The 21,398-nt window shown below is 51.8% G+C and carries 22 protein-coding genes and 1 tRNA gene; 16 read left to right on the top strand and 7 right to left on the bottom strand.

All coding sequences use genetic code 11. The features are described from left to right. The first annotated feature begins 51 nt into the window (after positions 1-51). From Q8W22_RS13305 to Q8W22_RS13260, 10 genes are all read left to right on the top strand, one after another. Entirely contained in the window at positions 52-1,752 is a 1,701-nt protein-coding gene (locus Q8W22_RS13305; RefSeq protein ID WP_305452640.1) for a tetratricopeptide repeat protein, read from the top strand. Further along, the gene (gene lolB, locus Q8W22_RS13300; RefSeq protein WP_305452639.1) at positions 1,742-2,368 is read left to right on the top strand and encodes a lipoprotein insertase outer membrane protein LolB; all 627 of its coding nucleotides are present in this window, start codon (positions 1,742-1,744) and stop codon (positions 2,366-2,368) included. The genes Q8W22_RS13305 and lolB overlap by 11 nt, the downstream gene beginning before the upstream one ends. Then, complete coding sequence (ispE, locus tag Q8W22_RS13295; RefSeq protein ID WP_305452638.1) at positions 2,361-3,236, top strand: 4-(cytidine 5'-diphospho)-2-C-methyl-D-erythritol kinase; 876 nt, start codon at positions 2,361-2,363, stop codon at positions 3,234-3,236. Before lolB ends, ispE begins: the two co-directional genes overlap by 8 nt. 2 nt (positions 3,237-3,238) lie before the next feature. Continuing rightward, positions 3,239-3,313 (top strand) — tRNA-Gln (locus Q8W22_RS13290). A 48-nt stretch (positions 3,314-3,361) separates the two neighbouring features. Next, entirely contained in the window at positions 3,362-4,303 is a 942-nt protein-coding gene (locus Q8W22_RS13285) for a ribose-phosphate pyrophosphokinase (protein ID WP_303433015.1), read from the top strand. 112 nt (positions 4,304-4,415) lie between these two features. Then, positions 4,416-5,039, top strand: a complete 624-nt coding sequence (locus tag Q8W22_RS13280; RefSeq protein WP_303433016.1) for a 50S ribosomal protein L25/general stress protein Ctc — start codon at positions 4,416-4,418, stop codon at positions 5,037-5,039. 126 nt (positions 5,040-5,165) lie between these two features. After that, entirely contained in the window at positions 5,166-5,753 is a 588-nt protein-coding gene (gene pth, locus Q8W22_RS13275) for an aminoacyl-tRNA hydrolase (RefSeq protein WP_303433017.1), read from the top strand. Between the two features lie 39 nt (positions 5,754-5,792). Continuing rightward, complete coding sequence (gene ychF / locus Q8W22_RS13270) at positions 5,793-6,884, top strand: redox-regulated ATPase YchF (RefSeq protein WP_303433018.1); 1,092 nt, start codon at positions 5,793-5,795, stop codon at positions 6,882-6,884. Between the two features lie 264 nt (positions 6,885-7,148). Continuing rightward, positions 7,149-7,718 carry a TetR/AcrR family transcriptional regulator gene (locus Q8W22_RS13265; protein ID WP_303433019.1) on the top strand — a complete coding sequence of 190 codons (570 nt, stop codon included), beginning with the start codon at positions 7,149-7,151 and terminating at the stop codon, positions 7,716-7,718. 53 nt (positions 7,719-7,771) lie between these two features. Beyond that, positions 7,772-7,918 (top strand): hypothetical protein, encoded by a 147-nt coding sequence (locus Q8W22_RS13260; RefSeq protein ID WP_305414995.1) that lies wholly within the window; start codon positions 7,772-7,774, stop codon positions 7,916-7,918. A gap of 42 nt (positions 7,919-7,960) precedes the next feature. On the opposite strand, the gene Q8W22_RS13255 is transcribed toward Q8W22_RS13260, so the two are convergent. Next, a complete protein-coding gene (locus tag Q8W22_RS13255) occupies positions 7,961-8,560 on the bottom strand; it encodes a hypothetical protein (RefSeq protein WP_303433021.1) in 600 nt (199 codons plus the stop codon). Between the two features lie 107 nt (positions 8,561-8,667). Continuing rightward, on the bottom strand, positions 8,668-9,012 hold the full coding sequence (locus tag Q8W22_RS13250; protein WP_303433022.1) for a DUF1820 family protein: 345 nt from the start codon (positions 9,010-9,012) through the stop codon (positions 8,668-8,670). A 130-nt stretch (positions 9,013-9,142) separates the two neighbouring features. Here Q8W22_RS13250 and miaB point away from each other — a divergent pair, with 130 nt between their 5' ends. The 6 genes from miaB to Q8W22_RS13220 are packed head-to-tail and all read left to right on the top strand — an operon-like array spanning position 9,143 to position 14,837. Further along, on the top strand, positions 9,143-10,504 hold the full coding sequence (miaB, locus tag Q8W22_RS13245; protein WP_305452636.1) for a tRNA (N6-isopentenyl adenosine(37)-C2)-methylthiotransferase MiaB: 1,362 nt from the start codon (positions 9,143-9,145) through the stop codon (positions 10,502-10,504). Between the two features lie 35 nt (positions 10,505-10,539). Continuing rightward, positions 10,540-11,637: a PhoH family protein gene (locus Q8W22_RS13240; protein WP_303433024.1), complete on the top strand. Its 1,098-nt coding sequence runs from the start codon at positions 10,540-10,542 to the stop codon at positions 11,635-11,637. Further along, positions 11,634-12,116 carry an rRNA maturation RNase YbeY gene (gene ybeY / locus Q8W22_RS13235; protein WP_305452634.1) on the top strand — a complete coding sequence of 161 codons (483 nt, stop codon included), beginning with the start codon at positions 11,634-11,636 and terminating at the stop codon, positions 12,114-12,116. The genes Q8W22_RS13240 and ybeY overlap by 4 nt, the downstream gene beginning before the upstream one ends. Further along, positions 12,113-12,934 (top strand): HlyC/CorC family transporter, encoded by an 822-nt coding sequence (locus Q8W22_RS13230; RefSeq protein ID WP_305452633.1) that lies wholly within the window; start codon positions 12,113-12,115, stop codon positions 12,932-12,934. The genes ybeY and Q8W22_RS13230 overlap by 4 nt, the downstream gene beginning before the upstream one ends. A 26-nt stretch (positions 12,935-12,960) precedes the next feature. Further along, on the top strand, positions 12,961-14,484 hold the full coding sequence (lnt, locus tag Q8W22_RS13225; RefSeq protein ID WP_305452632.1) for an apolipoprotein N-acyltransferase: 1,524 nt from the start codon (positions 12,961-12,963) through the stop codon (positions 14,482-14,484). Then, complete coding sequence (locus tag Q8W22_RS13220; RefSeq protein ID WP_305452631.1) at positions 14,484-14,837, top strand: DUF6164 family protein; 354 nt, start codon at positions 14,484-14,486, stop codon at positions 14,835-14,837. The genes lnt and Q8W22_RS13220 overlap by 1 nt, the downstream gene beginning before the upstream one ends. 11 nt (positions 14,838-14,848) lie before the next feature. On the opposite strand, the gene mutT is transcribed toward Q8W22_RS13220, so the two are convergent. From mutT to lpxC, 5 genes are all read right to left on the bottom strand, one after another. After that, on the bottom strand, positions 14,849-15,301 hold the full coding sequence (gene mutT, locus Q8W22_RS13215; protein ID WP_305452630.1) for an 8-oxo-dGTP diphosphatase MutT: 453 nt from the start codon (positions 15,299-15,301) through the stop codon (positions 14,849-14,851). Beyond that, the gene (argJ, locus tag Q8W22_RS13210; RefSeq protein ID WP_305452629.1) at positions 15,301-16,518 is read right to left on the bottom strand and encodes a bifunctional glutamate N-acetyltransferase/amino-acid acetyltransferase ArgJ; all 1,218 of its coding nucleotides are present in this window, start codon (positions 16,516-16,518) and stop codon (positions 15,301-15,303) included. The genes mutT and argJ overlap by 1 nt, the downstream gene beginning before the upstream one ends. Positions 16,519-16,535: 17 nt before the next feature. Beyond that, complete coding sequence (secA, locus tag Q8W22_RS13205) at positions 16,536-19,271, bottom strand: preprotein translocase subunit SecA (protein WP_305452628.1); 2,736 nt, start codon at positions 19,269-19,271, stop codon at positions 16,536-16,538. Positions 19,272-19,385: 114 nt separating this feature from the next. Continuing rightward, on the bottom strand, positions 19,386-20,315 hold the full coding sequence (locus Q8W22_RS13200) for a M23 family metallopeptidase (RefSeq protein ID WP_303433033.1): 930 nt from the start codon (positions 20,313-20,315) through the stop codon (positions 19,386-19,388). Positions 20,316-20,485: 170 nt separating this feature from the next. After that, on the bottom strand, positions 20,486-21,394 hold the full coding sequence (gene lpxC / locus Q8W22_RS13195; RefSeq protein WP_303433035.1) for a UDP-3-O-acyl-N-acetylglucosamine deacetylase: 909 nt from the start codon (positions 21,392-21,394) through the stop codon (positions 20,486-20,488). Positions 21,395-21,398 lie beyond the last annotated feature (4 nt).

The raw sequence follows: 21,398 nt of genomic DNA, 5'->3' as shown, positions 1-21,398 counted from the left end.
CTCACAACCCTGGCATTCGGCATCTTGTTGCCGGGCTGTGCCAGCCAACAAATGCAGCCTGATGAGCCTCTTGCCAGTACTCCGGCAATCACACAATCGATCGAGCCAGAAGAAACCGCTGTTGCTGCTGACGAAGTCGAAGACGAAAGAGTGGCCAATTTCAGCCAGACAGAACTGGTCGAACTGCTCACCGCCGAGTTTGCCGGACAGCGTCAGCAGTTCGAACGTGCTCGTGACGGTTATCTTGCTTCCGCCAAGCGCACCGGCAATCCACAAATTGCTGCCCGAGCTACCCAGGTCTCCCAATATATGGGAGCGTATCCGCAAGCGATCCAGGCCGCCAATATCTGGCTTGCTGCCGATCCTGACAACGCCGAGGTCCATTGGCAACTGGCGCAGTTGTATATGGCACAACGGCAGTTTGTTGATGCGCTGGGACATTTACAAAAATTGCAGGCGCTCACCGGTGACAGTCATTACGAATTACTGGCTTCTACTGCGTCTCTCGGTGCAGAAAGTGATCGCAGGCCATTGCTTGATGCTCTGTCACAAGCACTGCAGGAAGATCTTGATAATCCGTCGCTCTGGACTGCGGTGGGAATTCTGGAACAAGGTACCGGCAACGATACCAGCGCCCTTGAGCATTTCAACCAGGCATTGGTACTGGATAGCGCAAATCTGCCGGCATCGGTCTTCAAGGCGCGAATGCTGGCAGCAAGAAGTGACAAACTTGCTGCTCTGGCCTGGGTCGAGCAAGTCCTGCAACAACACCCTGACCATAAAGGTATGCAAGTGCTGCGTGCCCGGCTCTTGCTGAATACCGACCAGATCCTGCTCGCCCGACAGGCTTTCAGTGACTTGCACCAGCAATACCCTGGCGACCATACCGTGTTGCTGTCATTGGGGCTGATTGAATTTGATATGGGAGAAGATCAGTCCTCTTACCAGCATCTGGTCAGTCTGCTGGAGAGTGGCGCGCATCAGAATCAGGCACTGTTTTATCTCGGACAACTGTCAGAGCGGCTTAATCAACCGGATCAGGCGCTTGAGTATTATATCCAGGTTAAAGACAGCCGAGAGTTTATGCCCGCCCACCTGAATGCCGCGGCACTGATCGCCGAGCAACAAGGTATCCAGAGCGCCGTTGCTTACCTGACAACCTTGCGCCAGAGCTTCCCCAAAAGACACACAGAACTGACCATACTGGAAGCCAGCCTGCTGACCGACTATGGCCAGTATCAGGAGTCAATGGATCGTTATACCCGGCTTATTAATGACAACCCCAATGATGCCAAGGTTATCTACTACCGGGCATTGGTCGCCGAACGCATGAATAACCTGCCACTCATGGAACAGGACCTGAGGCGGGTTATTGAGCTGCAACCCGACAACGCCGATGCCCTCAATGCCCTCGGCTATACTCTGGTCGACCGCTTGCATCGTATTGAGGACGGCTTGCCGCTGCTGCAACGGGCGCTGGCATTACGTCCCAACAGTCCAGCCATTATCGACAGCCTGGGCTGGGCCTACTTTAAGCTGGGAGACTACCAGAAAGCCGAACCCTTGCTACAGCAAGCCTTTACTATCATTGCCGATCATGAAATCGCCGCTCATTACGGCGAACTGCTCTGGATCACCGGGGCGCAACAACAGGCCAAGGCCGTCTGGCAGTCCGGGCTGCAAGATCAGCCTGACAGCACCATTATCGAGAACACGCTGCAGCGTCTGAAGGTCGATCTGAATGATCAGTAATCCGATATTGATGGCGCACGCTGCGCCACACGTCCGCTCCCGATGGGTAGTGCCGCTGTTCCTGCTGTTCGTCAGCGCCCTCTCTTCCTGTTCGCTCTTGCCCGGTGACCAGCAGTTACAACAACGTCAGCTGAATCAACTGCAACACTGGCAGCTGCGCGGTAAATTATCGGTCACAACACAGAATGACAGCGTGACCGGCTACCTCACCTGGCAACAAGACCAGCAGCAGTACGATCTGTTTATTACCGGCCCCATGGGTCAGGGGTCATCCCGCCTGGAGGGTAATCAGCATAACGCGACCTTGACCTTGCCAAACCATGACCAGCCCCTGACCGCAGCCAACGCAGAAAGCTTGATGGCGGATCACCTTGGCTGGTACTTGCCGGTGAGTGGTATTCGTTACTGGGTCAAGGGGCAACCGGCACCGGATGGCGATGCCACCAGTCAGTTTGATGATTATGGTTTGCTCAGTCATCTACAGCAAAACGGCTGGACCTTGCGCTTTAGCCGCTACCAACAGCAACAGGGCATCTGGCTGCCCGGACTGATCAAGATCCAGGGTTACCATTACTCTCTGACTCTGGCGATTAACGAATGGACATTGTATGACTGATACTGCCAACCCCTGGGTCAGAGTACCGGCACCCGCCAAACTCAATCTGATGCTGCATATTACCGGTCGGCGACCCGACGGTTACCATAACCTGCAAACCCTGTTTCAGTTTCTCGATTACAGCGACTGGCTGGAGTTTCGGTGCCGAGAGGATGACCAGCTGACACTCACACCAGCCATTGATGGTGTTGAGCATGAATCCAACCTGATTATTCGTGCTGCGCGGTTGTTACAGAATCTTGCCAAAACACAAGGCCGGACTGTGCCCGGGGCTGATATTCGTTTGACCAAGCGCTTGCCAATGGGAGGTGGCCTTGGTGGTGGCAGTTCCGATGCCGCCACGACACTGCTCACTCTGAATCAATTATGGCAGTGCCATCAATCGCTCGACCAGCTCGCTGCCCAGGGTCTTACCCTTGGAGCCGATGTGCCGGTTTTTGTACAGGGCCAGGCGGCCTTTGCTGAGGGTGTTGGTGAACAACTAACGCCGGTACCCGAGCTGGAAGAAAAGTGGTTTCTGGTGGTTCGGCCCGATGTCCATGTAAACACGGGAAAAGTTTTTTCACATAAGTGTTTGACAAGACACACTCCTGTAATTAATATGCGCCTCGCACTTGAGCAAGGGGGCAATAACGATTGCCAGCAAGTTGTCTCAATGATTTATCCTGAAGTTGGTAAAGCATTGAATTTGCTAAATAAATTTTCCTTTGCTAAGATGACGGGAACCGGAGCTTGCATATTCTCAAGCTTCGACTCGGAAGCAGAAGCCGCAAAGGTTTCTGAGCAGTTACCGGCTGAATATGAACGCTTTATTGCGCGGGGTATTAACTACTCACCAGCACATAAGATATTATTCAGACCGTCCTAGATTGGGGTGTCGCCAAGTGGTAAGGCAACGGGTTTTGATCCCGTCATCCGCAGGTTCGAGTCCTGCCACCCCAGCCAACTCTTTTTCTCCCAATTCAGATTAAAGTGACATCAAAGGGGACTATTGTGTCTAAGTTGATGGTATTTACCGGTAATGCCAATCCGGAACTGGCCCGACTCGTTGTCGAACGTCTCGACATTCCCCTCGGTGAAGCCAGCGTTGGAAAATTCAGTGATGGTGAAATCACCATTGAGATCGATGAAAACGTACGCGGTAAAGACGTTTTTATAATCCAGCCTACCTGCGCTCCCACAAACGATAATCTGATGGAAATCCTGCTGCTGGCCGATGGCTTGCGTCGTGCTTCTGCCGGACGTATCACCGCCGTTGTACCTTATTTTGGTTACGCCCGTCAGGATCGTCGCCCACGCAGTGCCCGTGTACCAATCAGTGCCCGTGCCGTTGCCGATATGATGGCAGGTTCTGGTATTGACCGTATGCTGACGGTTGATCTGCACGCTGACCAGATTCAGGGGTTCTTTGATGTTCCCGTCGATAACGTTTACGCCTCTCCGGTATTGCTGGATGACTTGGAACGCCAGAATTACGATAACCTGATTGTTGTCTCTCCGGATATCGGCGGTGTTGTCCGTGCTCGTGCCATCGCCAAACAGATGGATGTCGACCTCGCCATCATCGACAAACGTCGCCCGAAAGCCAACGTTGCCGAAGTCATGAATATCATCGGTGATGTCAAAGGCCGTACCTGTGTACTGGTTGATGACATGGTCGATACCGCCGGCACTCTTTGCCATGCCGCCAAGGCATTAAAAGAATTTGGTGCTGAAAAAGTTGTCGCCTACTGTACACATCCTGTACTATCCGGCCCCGCTCTTGAACGGCTTGCCAATGCAGAACTGGATGAGTTGGTGGTTACCGATACCATCCCGCTGTCTGAAGCCGCTCGCGCCACCGGTTCCATTCGCCAACTGACCATTGCTGGTCTGCTGGCTGAAGCGGTACGCCGGGTTAATAATGAAGAATCCATCAGCGCGATGTTCCGTTAACCATACGAACACGTACTGAACCCGGTAGCACTCAGTGTTACCGGTTAAATAAAACCGCCAGCACTGGTCGCAAGTTCTGGCGGTTTTTCTATCTGCTAACGAGGTATTTATTATGTCAGACTTCACATTGTCTGCTGTTGTTCGCGAAGATTCAGGGAAAGGTGCGAGCCGCCGCCTGCGTCGTGAAAATGGCGTTCCTGCTATTGTTTATGGTGGTTCAGAAGAGCCTGTAACCATTACCATCAAGTCGAATGAATTCAACAAACGACTGGAGAATGAAGCGTTTTACAACAGCATCATTACTCTGGAGATTGCTGGCAAGTCTGAACAGGTTGTCCTGAAAGACCTGCAACGCCATCCTGCCAAAGACATCCTGTGGCACGCTGATTTCCTGCGCGTTAACAAAGACAGCAAGATCAAGGCCCACGTCCCTCTGCACTTCATCAACGAAGATACCTGCGTTGGCGTTAAAATGGGCGGTGGTAAAGTGACTCACCAGGTCACCAGCATCGACATCATCACAACAGCTGAAAACCTGCCAGAATTTATTCAGGTAGATCTGGCTGACGTTGAAGTCGGTACTGTTGTTCACTTGAGCGATCTGGTAATGCCAGAAGGTGTTGAATCTCTGGCTCTGAGCCATGGCGCAGATTACGACGCTGCAGTACTGTCTGTTCTGGTACCTAAAGGCACCACAGAAAGCGACGAAGACGAAGCAGCAGACGCTGCTGAATAATTTCGTCTGGTCGTAATAAAAAAAGCGAGGTTTATCCTCGCTTTTTTTGTTTTCAGATTGACCAGCATTTATGATGCCGCAAGCTGACAAGCGGTTCTCGAATCATTATGTTGATGAGGCAAGTAAGTGACTGCACCAATTTCATTGATCGTCGGTCTGGGCAATCCGGGCAGCGAATACGAACATACCCGCCACAACGCTGGCTTCTGGTGCCTGGACGCTATTGCACGTAGCCACGGTATCACCCTGTCAGCGGACAAAAAATTTCATGGGCTCGCAGGCAAGGGCCGAATCAATGGCCATGAATGCTGGTTACTCAAGCCCACCACTTTTATGAATCGCAGCGGACTTGCTACTGCGGCACTGGCTAATTTTTACAAACTCAAAGCAGATAACATCCTTGTTATTCACGATGAGCTGGACCTTCCTCCCGGTGTTGCACGCTTCAAAACCGGTGGTGGCCATGGTGGCCAGAATGGCTTGCGCGACATTATCAGTCAGCTTGGCAATAACAAGGACTTTCACCGTTTGCGCATTGGTATTGGCCACCCCGGCGATAAATCTCGCGTTACCGGTCATGTGTTGGGTCGCGCCCCCATTGCCGAAGAAAAAAGTATTCGGGCTGCAATCGATGAAGCCATTCAAGTGCTACCCGATGCCCTGAATGGCGAAATGGCCAAAGCCATGAATCGACTTCACTCGTTTAAAGGGTAAAATACCCGCCCCGTTTTTATCAGATACAGGAAACCATCTATGGGCTTTAAATGCGGTATCGTTGGCTTACCCAACGTCGGAAAATCCACGCTGTTCAATGCACTCACCAAGGCCGGCATCGACGCAGAGAACTTTCCGTTCTGCACCATTGAGCCTAACTCGGGAGTGGTTTCCATGCCCGACAAACGCCTGGATGAATTGTCTGAAATCGTCAAACCGGAACGCGTTGTTCCCACTTCGATGGAATTTGTTGATATTGCCGGGCTGGTCGCCGGTGCATCCAAGGGTGAAGGCCTGGGCAACCAGTTTCTTGCCAATATCCGCGAAACGGATGCCATCGCCCACGTTGTCCGCTGTTTTGAAGATGACAACGTGATTCACGTTGCCAACCAGGTTAATCCGGCTGATGACATCGATATTATCAATACCGAGCTGGTACTGGCTGATATGGATTCCTGCGAGAAACAGTATCAACGTGTCACCCGTACCGCCAAAGGGGGTGACAAGGACGCCATCGCACAAAAAGCCTTGCTCGAGCGCTTGCTGCCTCATTTTGAAGAAGGCCATACCGCCCGCATGCTGGATATGAGTGATGACGAGAAAAAGGTCGCCCGCGCATTCCACCTGCTGACCACCAAACCCACCATGTACATTGCCAACGTGGCGGAAGACGGTTTTGACAACAACCCTCACCTCGATGTGGTCCGCGATATCGCCGCTGCTGAAGGTGCCCAGGTGGTCGTGGTATGTAACAAAATCGAGTCTGAAATCGCTGAACTGGATGATGAAGACAAGATGGAATTCCTTTCCGAAATCGGTATGGAAGAACCAGGACTGGACCGTGTAATTCGCGCCGGTTATGAATTACTCGGATTACAAACCTACTTCACCGCAGGTGTAAAAGAAGTTCGCGCCTGGACCATCAAGGTCGGTGATACCGCCCCACGGGCTGCTGCTGCCATCCATACCGATTTTGAACGAGGCTTCATTCGGGCGGAAGTGATTGGTTACAACGACTTTATCCAGTATCGGGGTGAATCCGGTGCCAAAGAAGCCGGTAAGTGGCGTCTGGAAGGTAAAGAATATATCGTCAAGGACGGTGATATTATCCATTTCCGTTTCAACGTATAAGCACGCAATTTTCGAGGCCACCTTCGAAATATCAACCGATATATCAACAATATAGCAGGCACAGGTAGTCCTGACTGCCTGCTATTCGTATCACTTTTGACCGATTCTCTCTCCTTGCTCACCGCTGCACTGCCCTTTCCTGACAACTGTTGCAGATAATCAACAGATTGAACCAAAACAATACCTAATATTCCCCTAATATTGGATTGCAAACAGGCTCTTCAAAGAACAGAATGAACATTCAGTCACAAGCAATAGAGCATCATGATAGACAGGCGCGAAGATATCCTTAAAGCAACAGCAAAAATGATTGTTGAACATGGCCTTCAAGCATGCCCAATGTCCAAAATATCCGCCCTTGCCGGGTGTGGGGCTGGAACTATCTATCGATATTTCGAGACCAAGCAGGATCTGGTTTGTGCCTTGTTTGATGACCTGATTGAAAAGCTGACCGCCGCCTGTACCGAGGGCTACGACCCCTCGCTGTCACTACGCGAACGCTTTTTCACCTTGTGGGGAAATTATTATCGCTACGTGCTGGCCAACCCTTGCCAGCGGGCACTGATGGATCAACTGCTGGCGTCACCGACGATTTGCCCGGAACAACGGGAAAAATCCCTGGCAACGCTCCAGCAGGTGATTGGGCAGTTACTGAATGACGGCAAGCATCAGGGAGTATTCAAAGAACTTCCTAACGAACTGCTGAATACCGTGACGTACGGAAGCCTTTCCATGATGGCCAAAAAACAACAGCAGGCACCTGAGAAGTTCAGTTGTGTCAACTGTGATGAAAACGAGATTCTCTGCCTGTGCTGGGATGCCATACGCTGCTAATACGATACGAACACGGAATGAATATTCTTTCACCTACTCGGACAGGATCACACATGAACAAGCAATCCACTGCAAATACTGTGGCCAGTGAAGTTACCGCTCAGCTCCGCTACCACTCTCAAGCCGGGACTGGTTTTTATTCCACCCTGACTCACTTGATACTGAAACAAAAACGCCAGCGACTGGCGCTGGCGAAATAAGCAATCATATGAGATATAGCGACATGTCGCTGCCAATCAACGTCAGTGCCGCACCTCACCTTGGCCAATATCCGAGTCGGCAAAGCGGCTCGATAAGATTGACAGTCGGTTAGCCACAACCAGGGTGTTTTCTGCCGCCAGAGTCAGTCCGGATTCATCCTCCACAGACTCCAGCAAGACGCAGGTGGTATCGATGGAATCCAATCCGACCACAATCGCCAGGATATAACCGTAACGGGTATTCAGCGCCACAAGATCGCCAATTTCGGTTTCTTCCCGCTCGGTATTAAAATCCTCACCGACCAGATCATCCGTACTGGCTGGTTTCTTGAATCGTGCCAAGGCTACCAGTTGCACGATGCCCTGAACGATACCGTCATTGATATCCAGTGTGACTTCGTTGTTTTCCTCAACATCCACCACGCGATCCAACAGACTCATAAACAGGTCAGAATCTTCATCAGACCAGCGCAAGTCAACCGGTGGTTTTTGCTCTCTGGAAGAGCAGAAAAAAACATCAGTGGGGAATTCTGCAGGCTCTTCTCCGCTAACCGGAGCAGGCATTAACAGACTAACGGCTTCCAGTCCGTTTTTTTCGTGTTCGGCAATCCGCCAGAACAACGGCATCACTTCTGTATTCATGAGACTCACTCCCCTACTCATCAGGAACATCTCATCTGAACATAGCAGGGCCTGCCGAAGCTGACAAGCCGTGCCGGAATCATCATCACCAACCGTCATCAATGACGTTATCGCCGTCCTGCCGGGCCTCCTCCTGGCCCGGGGAAGACACTGATATTGGTCGTACCATCGGTTTTGGTCACGGTCGGCGTACCCTCTTTGCTGACTTCATCAATACGGATAACGGCATGCATAGGAATAAAGGTGCGTTTGACATCAGCAAACGTGTTTTTCAGCCTCTCTTCGCCTGGATCAACCACCACCTGGGAACGCTCGCCAAACAGCAATTGTTCGATCTCAACAAAACCATATAAATCACTGGGATAGATATAGCGCGCATAAATTTCAAATACCTCCGCTTGCTGTAAAAAAACAACACGGTAAACGGGTTCAGCTATTTCTTTCGAATTCATACAGGCGTCAGACAACCTCAAATACACAGAAAATCTCGATCAGGACTGCTGATACATACTGGCATCAACAGAAGGGAGCGAAGTATAATACCGCCCCTTTTTTTACGCGATACCGAAGGCTGTTTTGCCCATGACATCTGCCACTCAGGACCAACCGAAAAAGCTTTACATCAAAACGCACGGTTGCCAAATGAACGAATACGATTCATCCCGAATGGCAGACATGCTGGAGTCCAGCCATAAAATGGAAATCACCCAGAACCCGGAAGAAGCCGATGTTATTCTGCTGAATACCTGTTCCATCCGGGAAAAGGCCCAGGAGAAAGTCTTCCACGAGCTGGGTCGCTGGAAAAAATTGAAAGCCAAAAATCCCGACCTGAAAATCGGCGTTGGCGGTTGTGTTGCCAGCCAGGAAGGGGATGCCATTATCAAGCGTGCTCCCTTTGTCGATATGGTGTTTGGCCCCCAGACGTTGCACCGCCTGCCATCCATGGTCAACAAGGCGGCCAATGCCATCCAGGTAGTGGATGTTACCTTCCCTGAGATCGAAAAATTTGATCACTTGCCGGCTCCCAAGGTAGAGGGTTGCAGCGCGTTTGTCTCGGTGATGGAAGGCTGCTCCAAGTACTGTACTTTCTGTGTTGTGCCCTACACCCGCGGCGAAGAAGTCAGCCGACCACTGGCCGACGTCCTCAAGGAAGTCGAATCGTTGGCAGCGCAAGGGGTACGTGAAGTCAACTTGCTTGGTCAGAATGTTAACGCCTACCGTGGCCAAACCACCGACAACGACGAAGCCGACCTTGCCGAACTGATCACTCAGGTTGCCGATATCGAGGGTATTGACCGTATCCGTTTCACCACGTCCCACCCACTGGAATTCAGCGATAGCCTGATCCAGGTGTATGCCGAAGTCCCCGAACTGGTCAGCCATCTGCATTTACCCGTACAAAGTGGTTCCAACCGGATTCTTGCGGCGATGAAACGCGGCCATGAAATTGACCTCTACATCGACAAGATTGAGCGACTGCGCAAGCTGCGTCCGGATATCTCCATTTCCTCCGACTTTATTATCGGCTTCCCGGGTGAAACACTGGCAGACTTTGAAGACACCATGAAGCTGATCGAAACCATTGGTTTTGATACTTCGTTCAGTTTTATTTACAGCGCCCGCCCCGGTACACCGGCGGCTGAGTTACCGGACGAGACACCAGAGAGCATCAAGAAAGAACGTCTGCATATTCTGCAGGACCGTATTTTGCAAAATGCCCAGCTGATCAGTCGTCGTATGGTTGGCCGGGAAGAGACCATTCTGGTCACCGGCGTCTCCCGCAAAGACCCCGGTGAACTGCAGGGACGTACTGAAAACAACCGTGTCGTCAACTTCCACTATGAAGACCATAGCCTGATTGGTAAATTCGTCCGGGTGCAGATTGAAGATGCCTACCCGAACAGTCTGCGTGGTGTCATCATCGATGCTGACCAGGCGTATTAGACCAGTACGCTTTTGCTTATTTTCAGGAGATTTTTTTGACCGATACGCCCAGCGCTCCAGCACTTACTGCGGATCCTGCCGTCCAGACTCTGGAGCTGCAGCCGGAAGATGCCTCCCGACTCGCCAATCTCAGTGGCCATCTGGACAGCCATATTCGCCAGATTGCCGACCACTACCAACTGGTGATCTATAATCGCGGCGGTCAGTTCCGCTTTGAAGGCGACCAGATTGCCGGGCAGCGGGCAGCGCGGCTGATTGAACGGCTTTACCGTGAGACCGCCAATAGCACGCCGATCACACCCGACCTGATTCATTTACTGCTCTCGGAAGATAAAATCAGTCAGCATGATGAAGCCAGTGACAACAGTAACAGTGACAGCGATATTGCAGAGTCACCAGAACAGCCTGATCTCCACGGCCCGCTGGTTATCAAGACCCCCCAGACCTATGTCAAAGTCCGCGGCAAGCATCAACGCGAATATATTCACCAGATACGTCGCTACGACATCAGCTTCGGCATTGGCCCCGCAGGTACCGGTAAAACCTTTCTCGCCGTTGCCGCCGCAGTAGAAGCCCTGCAACAAGATGAAGTAAAACGCATCCTGCTGGTACGCCCGGCCGTGGAAGCTGGTGAAAAACTGGGTTTTCTTCCCGGTGACCTGGCCCAAAAAATTGACCCGTATCTGCGGCCACTGTACGACGCTCTCTACGAGATGCTGGGCTTTGAACATGTCGGCAAACTGATGGAGCGTAATATCATCGAGGTAGCGCCACTGGCCTATATGCGGGGGCGTACCCTCAGTCACTCTTTTGTGATTCTGGATGAAAGCCAGAATACCACCAGAGAACAGATGAAAATGTTCCTGACCCGGGTCGGCTTTGGCTCCAAAGCGGTGATTACCGGCGACCTTACCCAAACCGACCTGCCCCGTGGCGTGCAGTCCGGCTTGCGCCATGGTCTGGAAGTTCTCGACGGCGTTGAAGGCATTGGCATTACCCGCTTCGACAATCGTGATGTCGTCCGCCACCCACTGGTACAACGAATTGTGGATGCCTACGACCGTCACGACGAACAAGAGGAGCAGGCCAGACTAGCCCGCCGCCAGGAACGACAGCAGGCCAACACACAATGACCACACCTCTGCTGGACTTACAGCTAGCCGATGAGATCGATCCGGGCGCAACAGAACTGCCAACGGAAGCGCAGTTTTTGCAATGGGTAACCGCCGCGCTCACCGACCGCTCACCTTATGACGAGCCAGAGTTAACCATTCGTCTTTGTGGAGCGGAAGAAAGTCAACAATTGAATCATGAGTATCGCGGAAAGGACTCGCCCACCAATGTCCTGTCCTTTCCTTTTGAGGCTCCGCCCCAGGTGCCGATCCCGTTATTGGGAGATTTGGTCATCTGTGTGCAGATTGTCACCAAAGAAGCTCATGAACAGGGTAAATCCGACGAGGCCCATTGGGCGCATATGGTCATTCATGGCTGCTTGCATTTACTCGGATACGACCATATAAATGACGACGAAGCGGAAGAGATGGAAGCACTGGAGCGTTGCCTGCTGGCACAGCTCAACTTCCCAGACCCTTATCAAGACGAGGCCCCATGAACGAAGACCCCCGAAGTTGGTTGGAAAAGCTGACTGACCTGTTCTCTGACGATCCACAAAGCCGTCAGGACATCAAAGTGATTGTACGCGAGGCTGCCGAGCGCAGCATTGTCGATAACGATACACTGAACATTCTTGAAGGTGCCCTGCAGGTTTCCGAAATGCAGGTCAGGGATATCATGATTCCCCGCGCCCAAATGGTCTCGATTCAAATCAACGAGTCACTCAAGGGCTGCATTCCGCGCATTATTGAATCAGCTCACTCGCGCTTCCCGGTACTCGGTGAAGGTCAAAACGAAATCCTCGGCATTATGCTGGCCAAGGATTTGTTGCCACTGCTGTTGGCGGATCATCACGATCATTTTCGCCTGCGGGATATACTGCGTCCAACCACCTTTGTGCCAGAGAGCAAGCGGCTGAATGTTTTGCTGCGGGAATTCCGTGCAACCCGTAACCATATGGCCATCGTGGTTGATGAATTTGGCAGCGTCGCCGGCCTGGTCACCATCGAAGATGTGCTGGAACAGATTGTTGGTGATATTGAAGATGAACACGACTTCGATGAAGAAGAGAGCCTGATCAAGGAAGTCGAAAGCCAGATCTTTATGGTCAAGGCACTGACTCCGGTTGATGACTTTAACGACCATTTTGAAGCCAGCTTCAGTGATGATGACTTCGATACCATTGGCGGCATCGTGATCCATCATTTTGGCCGGGTACCTGAGTGTAACGAAAGCATCAATATCGAAAACTGGCACTTCAAGGTCATTAACGGCACCAGCCGTCAAATCAACTTGCTTGAGGTCACCCCTGTGTGATGCCAACCACTTCCACCAGGGTCTCTATGATCTCCCACCGCTGGATTTCAAGGCTGTTGTTATTGGCCGCTGGTGCCATTTTCCCTCTCGCACTGGCGCCACTGTACTGGTGGCCGCTGGGCCTGGTCAGCCTGGCGTTGTTTACCCATATGCTGTGGCAACCGGATTCTTGCCGACAGGCCTTTGGGCGTAGTTGGTGGTATGCCTTTGGCCAATTTGGTAGCGGTGTTTCCTGGGTCTATGTCAGCATGCATGACTTTGGAGGCACCTCTGCGCCACTGGCCATCTTGCTGGCTGCCGCCTTTGCTGCCGTACTGGCTCTGGTACCGGCTGGCTGTTTCGCACTGTATGCCCTGTTCCGTCGTAATGGACGGCAGGTAATACCCTGGCTGCTGTTACCAACATTCTGGTTTATCAGTGAGTGGGTACGAAGCTGGCTGTTTACCGGCTTTCCCTGGTTATTTGCCGGTGATGCTCACTTGTTCACCTGGCTGGCGGGCTGGGCACCAGTGATCGGCAGCTATGGTATTTCCGTTATTCTGGTACTGACCGTCAGCAGCCTGATCCAGACATTACGCACTACCCGGCTACGTTACTTGTTAGTACTGCTGCTTTGGCCCACGGGGTACTGGTTACAGCAGCAGCAGTGGACCACGACGATCGACACACTAACGGTCAGCAGCGTACAGGGCAATATCAACCAGAACCTGAAATGGAAACCGGAGATGGTCAGTCCGACCATCAACCTGTATATCAAGGAAACCAGAAAACTCTGGGACAGCGACCTGATTGTCTGGCCCGAAACAGCCGTGACACTGGTTTATGACCAGTTTCTACCCTATCTTGACGAACTCAGTCACAACGCCCAACTGCATAATACCGGCTTGATTACCGGCATTGCCTACCGTTATCCCCCCAATCATCCGCTGGCTGGGGAGTACCACAATAGCGTGGTTGCGGCGGGTATGGCTGACGGCCTGTATCACAAGCAACAACTGGTGCCTTTTGGCGAATTTATCCCTTTTGAAAGTCAGCTACGCGGATTAATTCCCTTTCTTGATCTGGAAATGTCGAGTTTTCTGCATGGTGCTGCCGAGCAGCCGCTGATCCGTTTTGAAGCACATGACCAGCTGTATCTGATAGCCCCTTATATCTGCTACGAAATCGCCTACCCCCAACTGGTGGGCGAGATGGCCAAGAATGCCAACCTGCTGGTTACAGTGAGTAATGACGCCTGGTTTGGTGACTCTCTCGGGCCAAAACAGCATATGGGACTGGCGCAAATGCGCGCACTGGAAACCGGACGCTATTTGCTCCGCTCGACCAACACCGGTATCACCGCGCTGGTCAACCATCACGGCCGTATCGTAAAACAGCTACAGACCAGTACCCTGGGCAGTCTGACCGCCAAGGCGGAATTACGCACAGGAGAAACCCCCTACACCCACTGGGGACTGATTCCTCTATATGCTTTCTGCCTGATATCCCTGATATGTGCTGCCGGTCTGATCATCACGGTCCGACCAACATCTGCAACGAGCAAACCCTGATGGCCAGATTATTATTCAAGCTGAATAACGTACCGGATGAAGAAGCCAATGCCGTGCGGGCTTTACTGGAACAGCATGATATTCCGTATTATGAAACCCATGCCGGGCGTTGGGGGATAGCGGTAGCAGCTATCTGGTTAGTGAGTGCTGACGATTATGCCGAAGCCAGATCCCTGATCGACCAGGTACAGCACAATCTGTTAACCCAAAAACAGACTGACGATCCGGATCAGCTACCAGCGTCTCTACGCCAGCGCTTTCAGGAACGTCCCGTCGATTTTTTTCTGGTAGTAGTGGCGATAGCTATTATTATCATGCTGACCGTATGGCCATTTTTAACCGCGTTTGAATAACCGGCTTGCGGTTATTCAGCCAGGTTTGATTGGGCCAAACGATGCAGTGTTGCTTCCAGAATCGGCTGATTCGCCGCCGGAAAATTGTAATCAAGCAATTCCCTGGCGGTTACCCAGGTAATCGGCTGGCCTTCGGCACCATGAGCCTGTAACGCTTCAGCCGCCGTAACAGCAACCCAATACACATCCAGTCTCACCGACTTGTCAGGATAATCGAAGCAGACTTCAATCAGTGCCGACAGGCAGGCAGGCTCCAGCTGCAATCCCAGCTCTTCGTCCAGCTCTCGTATCAGCGCGGCCGTCGTTGTTTCCCCAGCTTCAATTTTGCCACCTGGAAATTCCCAATAGCCGCCCTGATGTTTGTTATACGGACGTTTTGCGATCAGGATTTGCTGTTGCGGATTACAGATCACCGCAACGGCAACAGCCAGTTGAAGTGGCTGGGTATCAGCGCCAATTGCCATCAGGAACGGTAATCAGCATTGATGCTGATATATTCATGCGACAGATCGGTCGTCCAGATAGTCTCAGTTACATCACCACGCCCAAGGGCAATACGTACGGTAAACTCGGGCTGTTTGAAAATCGCAGCGCCAGCATCTTCGTTATAACCATCACAACGACCGCCATCTTCCACGATTTGTACGTCATCCAGCCAGATCTGGATTTTTTCCAGTTCCATATCTGCTACACCGGCACGACCAACAGCGGCCAGAATACGACCCCAGTTGGCATCGGAGGCAAACATCGCTGTCTTGACCAGAGGTGAATGGGCCACGGTATAGGCCACATCCAGCGCTTCTTGCGCGGCTTGTGCCTCGACCACTTCGACGGTGACAAACTTGGTTGCCCCTTCCCCGTCACGCACAATGGCCTGAGCCAACAACTGGAATGCGATTTTCAGTTCGGCAAACAGGGCTTCAGCCACTGGCGAATCGGCATCATCAATGGTCAGGGTCGACTGACCTGTTGCAATTAACAGGCAACTGTCGTTAGTGGAGGTATCACCGTCAATGGTAATACGGTTGAACGAGGCATTCGCCAGGCGTCCACACCACTGTTCCAGCACGGTTTTGTCAATGCGAACATCCGTGGCGATAAAACCCAGCATGGTCGCCATATCCGGCTTGATCATACCAGCACCCTTGGAGATGCCTGTGATCGTTACTTCGTGGCCATCCAGCTCAAAACAGTGAGAGTAACCTTTGGGCAAGGTGTCGGTTGTCATGATGCCACGGGCTGCACGGGCCCACTGATCGTCGCCCAGGTGAGCCAGAGCCAGTGGAATACCCCGTTCAAAGGCATCCATATTCAGCGGCTCACCAATCACGCCGGTCGAGAATGGCAAGACCTGATTGCTGGCCACACCGGTTGCCTGCGCCAGTAGCTCACAACTACGTCGAGCATTGGCAAATCCCTGCTTGCCTGTCCCGGCGTTGGCATTGCCGGTATTGATCAGCAGGTAACGTGGCGCCTGCAGCGCCAGATGTTCACGAGCAACCACGACCGGGGCGGCACAAAAGGCATTTCGGGTAAATACTCCGGCGACTTCTGTGCCTTCCGCCAGCTCAAAAATTACCATGTCGTCCCGGTTTGGATAACGCACGGCAGACTGGGCAACCCCCAGCCGCACACCGGCAACAGTTGCAAAATCTTCAAATACAGAAAAATTAACGGCCATCTTGTTTCTCTTGTGCCTTATGACAGCTTGCCATGGCAATGCTTGTATTTTTTACCCGAACCACACGGGCAGAGCTCATTACGGCCTACCTTGCGATCGTCACGTACAAATGGCTGCGCCTGATCATCACCTTCGGCCTGCTCGATTGGCTCATCCGCCACCATGCTGGTCGTTGCTTCGTGTTCGTACTTGGCCAACTGGGCCTGGGCTTCAGCTTCCGCCCGGCGTTTTTCTTCCATTGCCTGCACTTCTGACTCTTCACGCACTTTGACATGAGAGAGTACACGGATGGTTTCGCGCTTGATGTTGCTCAGCAATTCCTGGAACAGGATAAATGATTCACGCTTGTATTCCTGTTTCGGGTTCTTCTGGCCATAACCGCGCAAGTGGATTCCCTGACGCAGATGATCCATGGTCGCCAAGTGCTCTTTCCAGAGGTTGTCGACGATCTGCAGCATGACTTGCTTTTCAAAACCACGCAGTGTTTCCCGACCGGCAGATGCTTCCTTCTCTTGGTAGGCTTGCTCAATGGCCGTCAGAATACGTTCACGCAGCGTCTCTTCGTACAGTTTGTCTTCCGAGTCCAGCCATTGCTGAATTGGTAAATCGACATCAAATTCTGATTTCAGATGCGCTTCCAGCCCAGCGATATCCCACTGCTCTTCCAGACTTTGTGGGGCGATATAGTCATTAATCGCATCATCAACCACGTCTTTCCGGATCGTGGAGATAATGTCACCAATATCTTCCATCGCCATCAGGTCATTACGCTGCTCATAAACCACCCGACGTTGATCGTTGGCAACATCATCGTATTCAAGCAGCTGTTTACGAATATCAAAGTTACGGCCTTCCACCTTGCGTTGTGCTTTCTCAACGGCATTGGTGACCATTTTGTGCTCGATGGATTCGCCGTCTTTCATGCCCAGCGCTTGCATCATGTTACGCATACGGTCGGACATGAACATACGCATCAGACTGTCATCCAGCGACAGGAAAAACCGGGTTGAACCGGCATCCCCCTGACGACCCGCACGACCACGCAGCTGATTATCGATACGGCGTGATTCATGACGTTCGGTACCGACGATATGCAGACCCCCGGCTTCCAATACCGCATCATGCCGTTCTTGCCAGTCCTTCTTGACTGCGGCGATTTCTTCCTCGGTAGGATTATCCAGGCGGGCAACTTCAGACTCCCAGTTACCACCCAGCATGATATCGGTACCACGACCTGCCATGTTGGTCGCGATGGTCACGGCTCCCGGACGACCGGCATCAGCGATAATTTCTGCTTCGCGTGCATTTTCCTTGGCGTTCAGCACATTGTGCGGAATCTTGGCTTTTGTCAGTAATCCAGCCACATATTCGGAAGATTCAATCGACGCGGTACCCACCAGTACCGGACGTTTCAGCTCAATTACCGCACGTACTTCTTCGACAACCGCTGCGTATTTTTCTGGCTGGGTAGCGTAAATCACATCATTGTAATCGATTCGCTGGACGGGTTTGTTGGTCGGAATCACCACCACATCAAGGCCATAGATCTGGTTAAATTCAAATGCTTCGGTATCGGCAGTACCAGTCATACCAGCCAGTTTTTCATACAGCCGGAAGTAGTTCTGGAAGGTCGTGGAAGCCAGAGTCTGACTTTCGGCCTGGATACGGACACCCTCTTTGGCTTCAATAGCCTGATGCAGGCCTTCGCTCCAGCGACGTCCTGGCATGGTACGTCCGGTATGCTCGTCGACAATAACAATCTGGTTATTCTGGACAATATAGTCGACGTTTTTATGGTAAATCACATGGGCCCGCAAAGCGGAATGGACATGGTGCAGCAAGTTGAGATTCTGGGTGGCATACAGGCTTTCACCGGCTTCCAGAATTCCCTCGTCAACCAACATGCCTTCAACAAATTCGTGCCCTTCCTCAGTCATTTCAACTGAACGGGTTTTTTCATCGATAATAAAGTGCCCGGAAACCGGGGTATCGTCTTCGTCCAGTTCACCTTGGACCAGCTTGGGTGCCAGCAAATTGATCTTGCGGTACAGCTCGGAATTATCCTGAGCAGGGCCAGAAATAATCAAAGGAGTTCGGGCTTCATCGATCAGAATGGAATCCACCTCATCGACGATGGCGAAATACAATTCGCGCTGCACCTTATCGTCCAGAGAAAACGCCATATTGTCGCGCAGGTAATCGAAACCGAATTCGTTGTTGGTGCCGTACACGATGTCCGCTTGATATTGCTCGCGCTTTTCTGCGGTTTGCTGGCCGGGGACAACAACACCAACACTCAACCCCAGGTATTCATACAGTGGACGCATCCACTCGGCATCACGACGCGCGAGATAATCGTTCACGGTAACGACACTGACGCATTTGCCTGTCAAAGCATTCAGATAGGTTGGCAAGGTACCCACCAGGGTTTTACCTTCGCCGGTACGCATCTCGGCAATACGGCCTTCATGCAGGGTAACACCACCAATCAGCTGGACGTCAAAGTGACGCATCCCCATCACTCGCCGGCTGGCTTCCCGGCAGACGGCGAAAGCTTCTGGCAGCAGGGCATCCAGTTTTTCACCACCTTCCAGGCGCTGCTTGAATTCAGCAGTTTTGGCCTGCAACTCGGCATCAACAAGCGCTTTCAGGGCTTCTTCATGGCTGTTTATCTGTGTAACCAGCTTACCCATACGCTTCAGTTCCCGGCTATTTTTACTGCCGAAAAGCTTGCGAAAAATATTACCCATCATGAGATTCTAACTATCCAATTTGCAAATACAGTGAGGCCCGGACGGACTGAAACGCTCGATTATACGCGCTTCAGATGACAAGTCCGAGATGGTGACAAGTAATTTGATCAATGCCTATCGGAGGGTACGATGAAGATATGCAGATGGGTCAACTGTCCGGCCGTTCTTGTACACTTCAAAATGCACATGAGGGCCGGTTGAACGGCCACTACTTCCCATCAAGGCAATAACATCGTCTTTACGAACGATATCGCCAACCTTGACGTTCAGCTCAAAGCAGTGGGCATAACGCGTTTTATAGCCATTGCCGTGATTGATCTCAACCAGTTTGCCATAGCCATAACGATCACCAGCCCAGGTAACAACCCCAGACGCAACCGCAATAATATCCGACCCCTGCTTACCGGCAAAATCAACACCGCCATGCCAGGCCAGCTGGCCGGTAAAAGGATCGGTACGACGACCATAGCGGGAAGACATCCAGCCTTTTTTGATCGGTCGGCCAGTTACAAATGTATCCGCATCCAGCCGTTGGGCAGACATCAGGTCATCCAGCACTTCCAGCTGCTGCTCACGATGACCAATACGATTAGCCAGGTCATTCAGCACATCGCTGATTTCCGGCGCTTCGTAGGCTTCACCCAGTGTCTTTGGCCCGCCCAAAGCAGGTGCCATGGAAAAATCGAATTCATCGGCTTCCAGATTGGCAACACTGACCAGGCGTTCACCCAGAGCATCCAAACGCATCAGACGGGACTGCAGCTCGGCCAGTTTGACCGTTAATGCCTGTAATTCCTGATTGGTCTGGACACGAATCTGCTCCAGCTCCTGACGCTGCAGGCTGAGATCATTTTCCCAGGCTTCTGCTGCCTGTGGCTCTAGGGAAAAACCTTCATCTGCCAACCAGTCAACCAACCAGAACCCGGCCATCCCCATTGCAAAAGGCAGGGCCACAAGGCACCCAAATAACAATGTCTTGGCAGGTGTGGTCAATCGGTAAGTACGGGACTCTCCGTGACGCTGACCAACAACAATAATGTTCATAAATAACCAGGTAAGTGACGATTACCAACTTGCTTGCTACTTATTGACACCAACCGCATCACAAACGAAGCCTTACAAACCGCAAAACTCATCAGAATCCACCAACAAACAGACAAAAACAAGGCCATATAGTATGGCCTTCGGGTATTGCTATAGTTTTTCAGATGCAATCAGCCAGCAGCAGCTGGGCGCATATAAGTAATCGGTGCAGTTTCTTCGGTAAATTCAACGAATTCCCATGCATCTTCATGCGCCAGCAACTCTCGTAACAGACAGTTATTCAGCCCATGACCAGACTTGTAGCCAATGTACTCACCGATCAGGCTATGCCCAAGCAAATACAGATCACCGACTGCGTCCAGTATCTTGTGTTTGACGAACTCATCTTCATAACGCAAGCCGTCTTCATTCAGAACCCGATAATCATCCACTACGATCGCATTTTTAACGCTACCGCCCAGCGCCAGGTTCTTGGAGCGCATATACTCAAGATCCTTGGTAAAGCCGAAGGTACGCGCACGGCTTACTTCCTTGACGTATGACGTCGAGGAAAAATCCAGGCTGGCCTTCTGAACACTCTGTTTGAGTACTGGATGATCGAAATCAATTTCAAACGATACCTTGAAGCCATCATAAGGAGCAAAAGAAGCGGTTTTGTCACGCTCTTTGACTTCGATACGACGTTTGATACGGATAAAACGCTTTGGAGCATCCTGCTCCATCAAACCTGCCGATTGCAGCAAAAATACAAATGGGCCAGAGCTGCCGTCCATAATAGGCACTTCGCGGGCACTGACTTCTACAATCGCGTTGTCGATACCCAGCCCGGCCATGGCCGACAACAGGTGTTCTACCGTATCGACTTTGGCGTGATCACGTACAAGGGTGGTGGACAAGGTGGTTTCGCCGACATTCAACGCATGCGCAGGAATATCAACGACAGGGTCAAGATCGGTACGACGGAATACGATCCCTGTATTAACCGGGGCGGGCTTCAGAGTCAGGTAGACCTTTTCACCGGAGTGAAGGCCTACACCTGAAGCGCGGATAGTGTTCTTTAAGGTGCGTTGAGGGATCATTCTG

Origin of the sequence: Oceanobacter sp. 1_MG-2023, from assembly GCF_030689025.1 — a bacterium.
Classification (GTDB): Bacteria; Pseudomonadota; Gammaproteobacteria; order Pseudomonadales; family Oceanobacteraceae; genus Oceanobacter.
The sequence above is the reverse complement of the archived record's forward strand: the minus strand, read 5'-3'. Positions and strand labels throughout refer to the sequence as shown.

Coding starts and splice junctions, on each gene's coding strand:
- Q8W22_RS13305 (WP_305452640.1), top strand. CDS start 52: ATGCAGCCTGATGAGCCTCTTGCCAGTACTCCGGCAATCACACAATCG.
- lolB (WP_305452639.1), top strand. CDS start 1,742: ATGATCAGTAATCCGATATTGATGGCGCACGCTGCGCCACACGTCCGC.
- ispE (WP_305452638.1), top strand. CDS start 2,361: ATGACTGATACTGCCAACCCCTGGGTCAGAGTACCGGCACCCGCCAAA.
- Q8W22_RS13280 (WP_303433016.1), top strand. CDS start 4,416: ATGTCAGACTTCACATTGTCTGCTGTTGTTCGCGAAGATTCAGGGAAA.
- ychF (WP_303433018.1), top strand. CDS start 5,793: ATGGGCTTTAAATGCGGTATCGTTGGCTTACCCAACGTCGGAAAATCC.
- Q8W22_RS13265 (WP_303433019.1), top strand. CDS start 7,149: ATGATAGACAGGCGCGAAGATATCCTTAAAGCAACAGCAAAAATGATT.
- Q8W22_RS13260 (WP_305414995.1), top strand. CDS start 7,772: ATGAACAAGCAATCCACTGCAAATACTGTGGCCAGTGAAGTTACCGCT.
- Q8W22_RS13255 (WP_303433021.1), bottom strand. CDS start 8,560: ATGAATACAGAAGTGATGCCGTTGTTCTGGCGGATTGCCGAACACGAA.
- Q8W22_RS13250 (WP_303433022.1), bottom strand. CDS start 9,012: ATGAATTCGAAAGAAATAGCTGAACCCGTTTACCGTGTTGTTTTTTTA.
- miaB (WP_305452636.1), top strand. CDS start 9,143: ATGACATCTGCCACTCAGGACCAACCGAAAAAGCTTTACATCAAAACG.
- ybeY (WP_305452634.1), top strand. CDS start 11,634: ATGACCACACCTCTGCTGGACTTACAGCTAGCCGATGAGATCGATCCG.
- Q8W22_RS13230 (WP_305452633.1), top strand. CDS start 12,113: ATGAACGAAGACCCCCGAAGTTGGTTGGAAAAGCTGACTGACCTGTTC.
- lnt (WP_305452632.1), top strand. CDS start 12,961: ATGATCTCCCACCGCTGGATTTCAAGGCTGTTGTTATTGGCCGCTGGT.
- Q8W22_RS13220 (WP_305452631.1), top strand. CDS start 14,484: ATGGCCAGATTATTATTCAAGCTGAATAACGTACCGGATGAAGAAGCC.
- mutT (WP_305452630.1), bottom strand. CDS start 15,301: ATGGCAATTGGCGCTGATACCCAGCCACTTCAACTGGCTGTTGCCGTT.
- argJ (WP_305452629.1), bottom strand. CDS start 16,518: ATGGCCGTTAATTTTTCTGTATTTGAAGATTTTGCAACTGTTGCCGGT.
- secA (WP_305452628.1), bottom strand. CDS start 19,271: ATGATGGGTAATATTTTTCGCAAGCTTTTCGGCAGTAAAAATAGCCGG.
- Q8W22_RS13200 (WP_303433033.1), bottom strand. CDS start 20,315: ATGAACATTATTGTTGTTGGTCAGCGTCACGGAGAGTCCCGTACTTAC.
- lpxC (WP_303433035.1), bottom strand. CDS start 21,394: ATGATCCCTCAACGCACCTTAAAGAACACTATCCGCGCTTCAGGTGTA.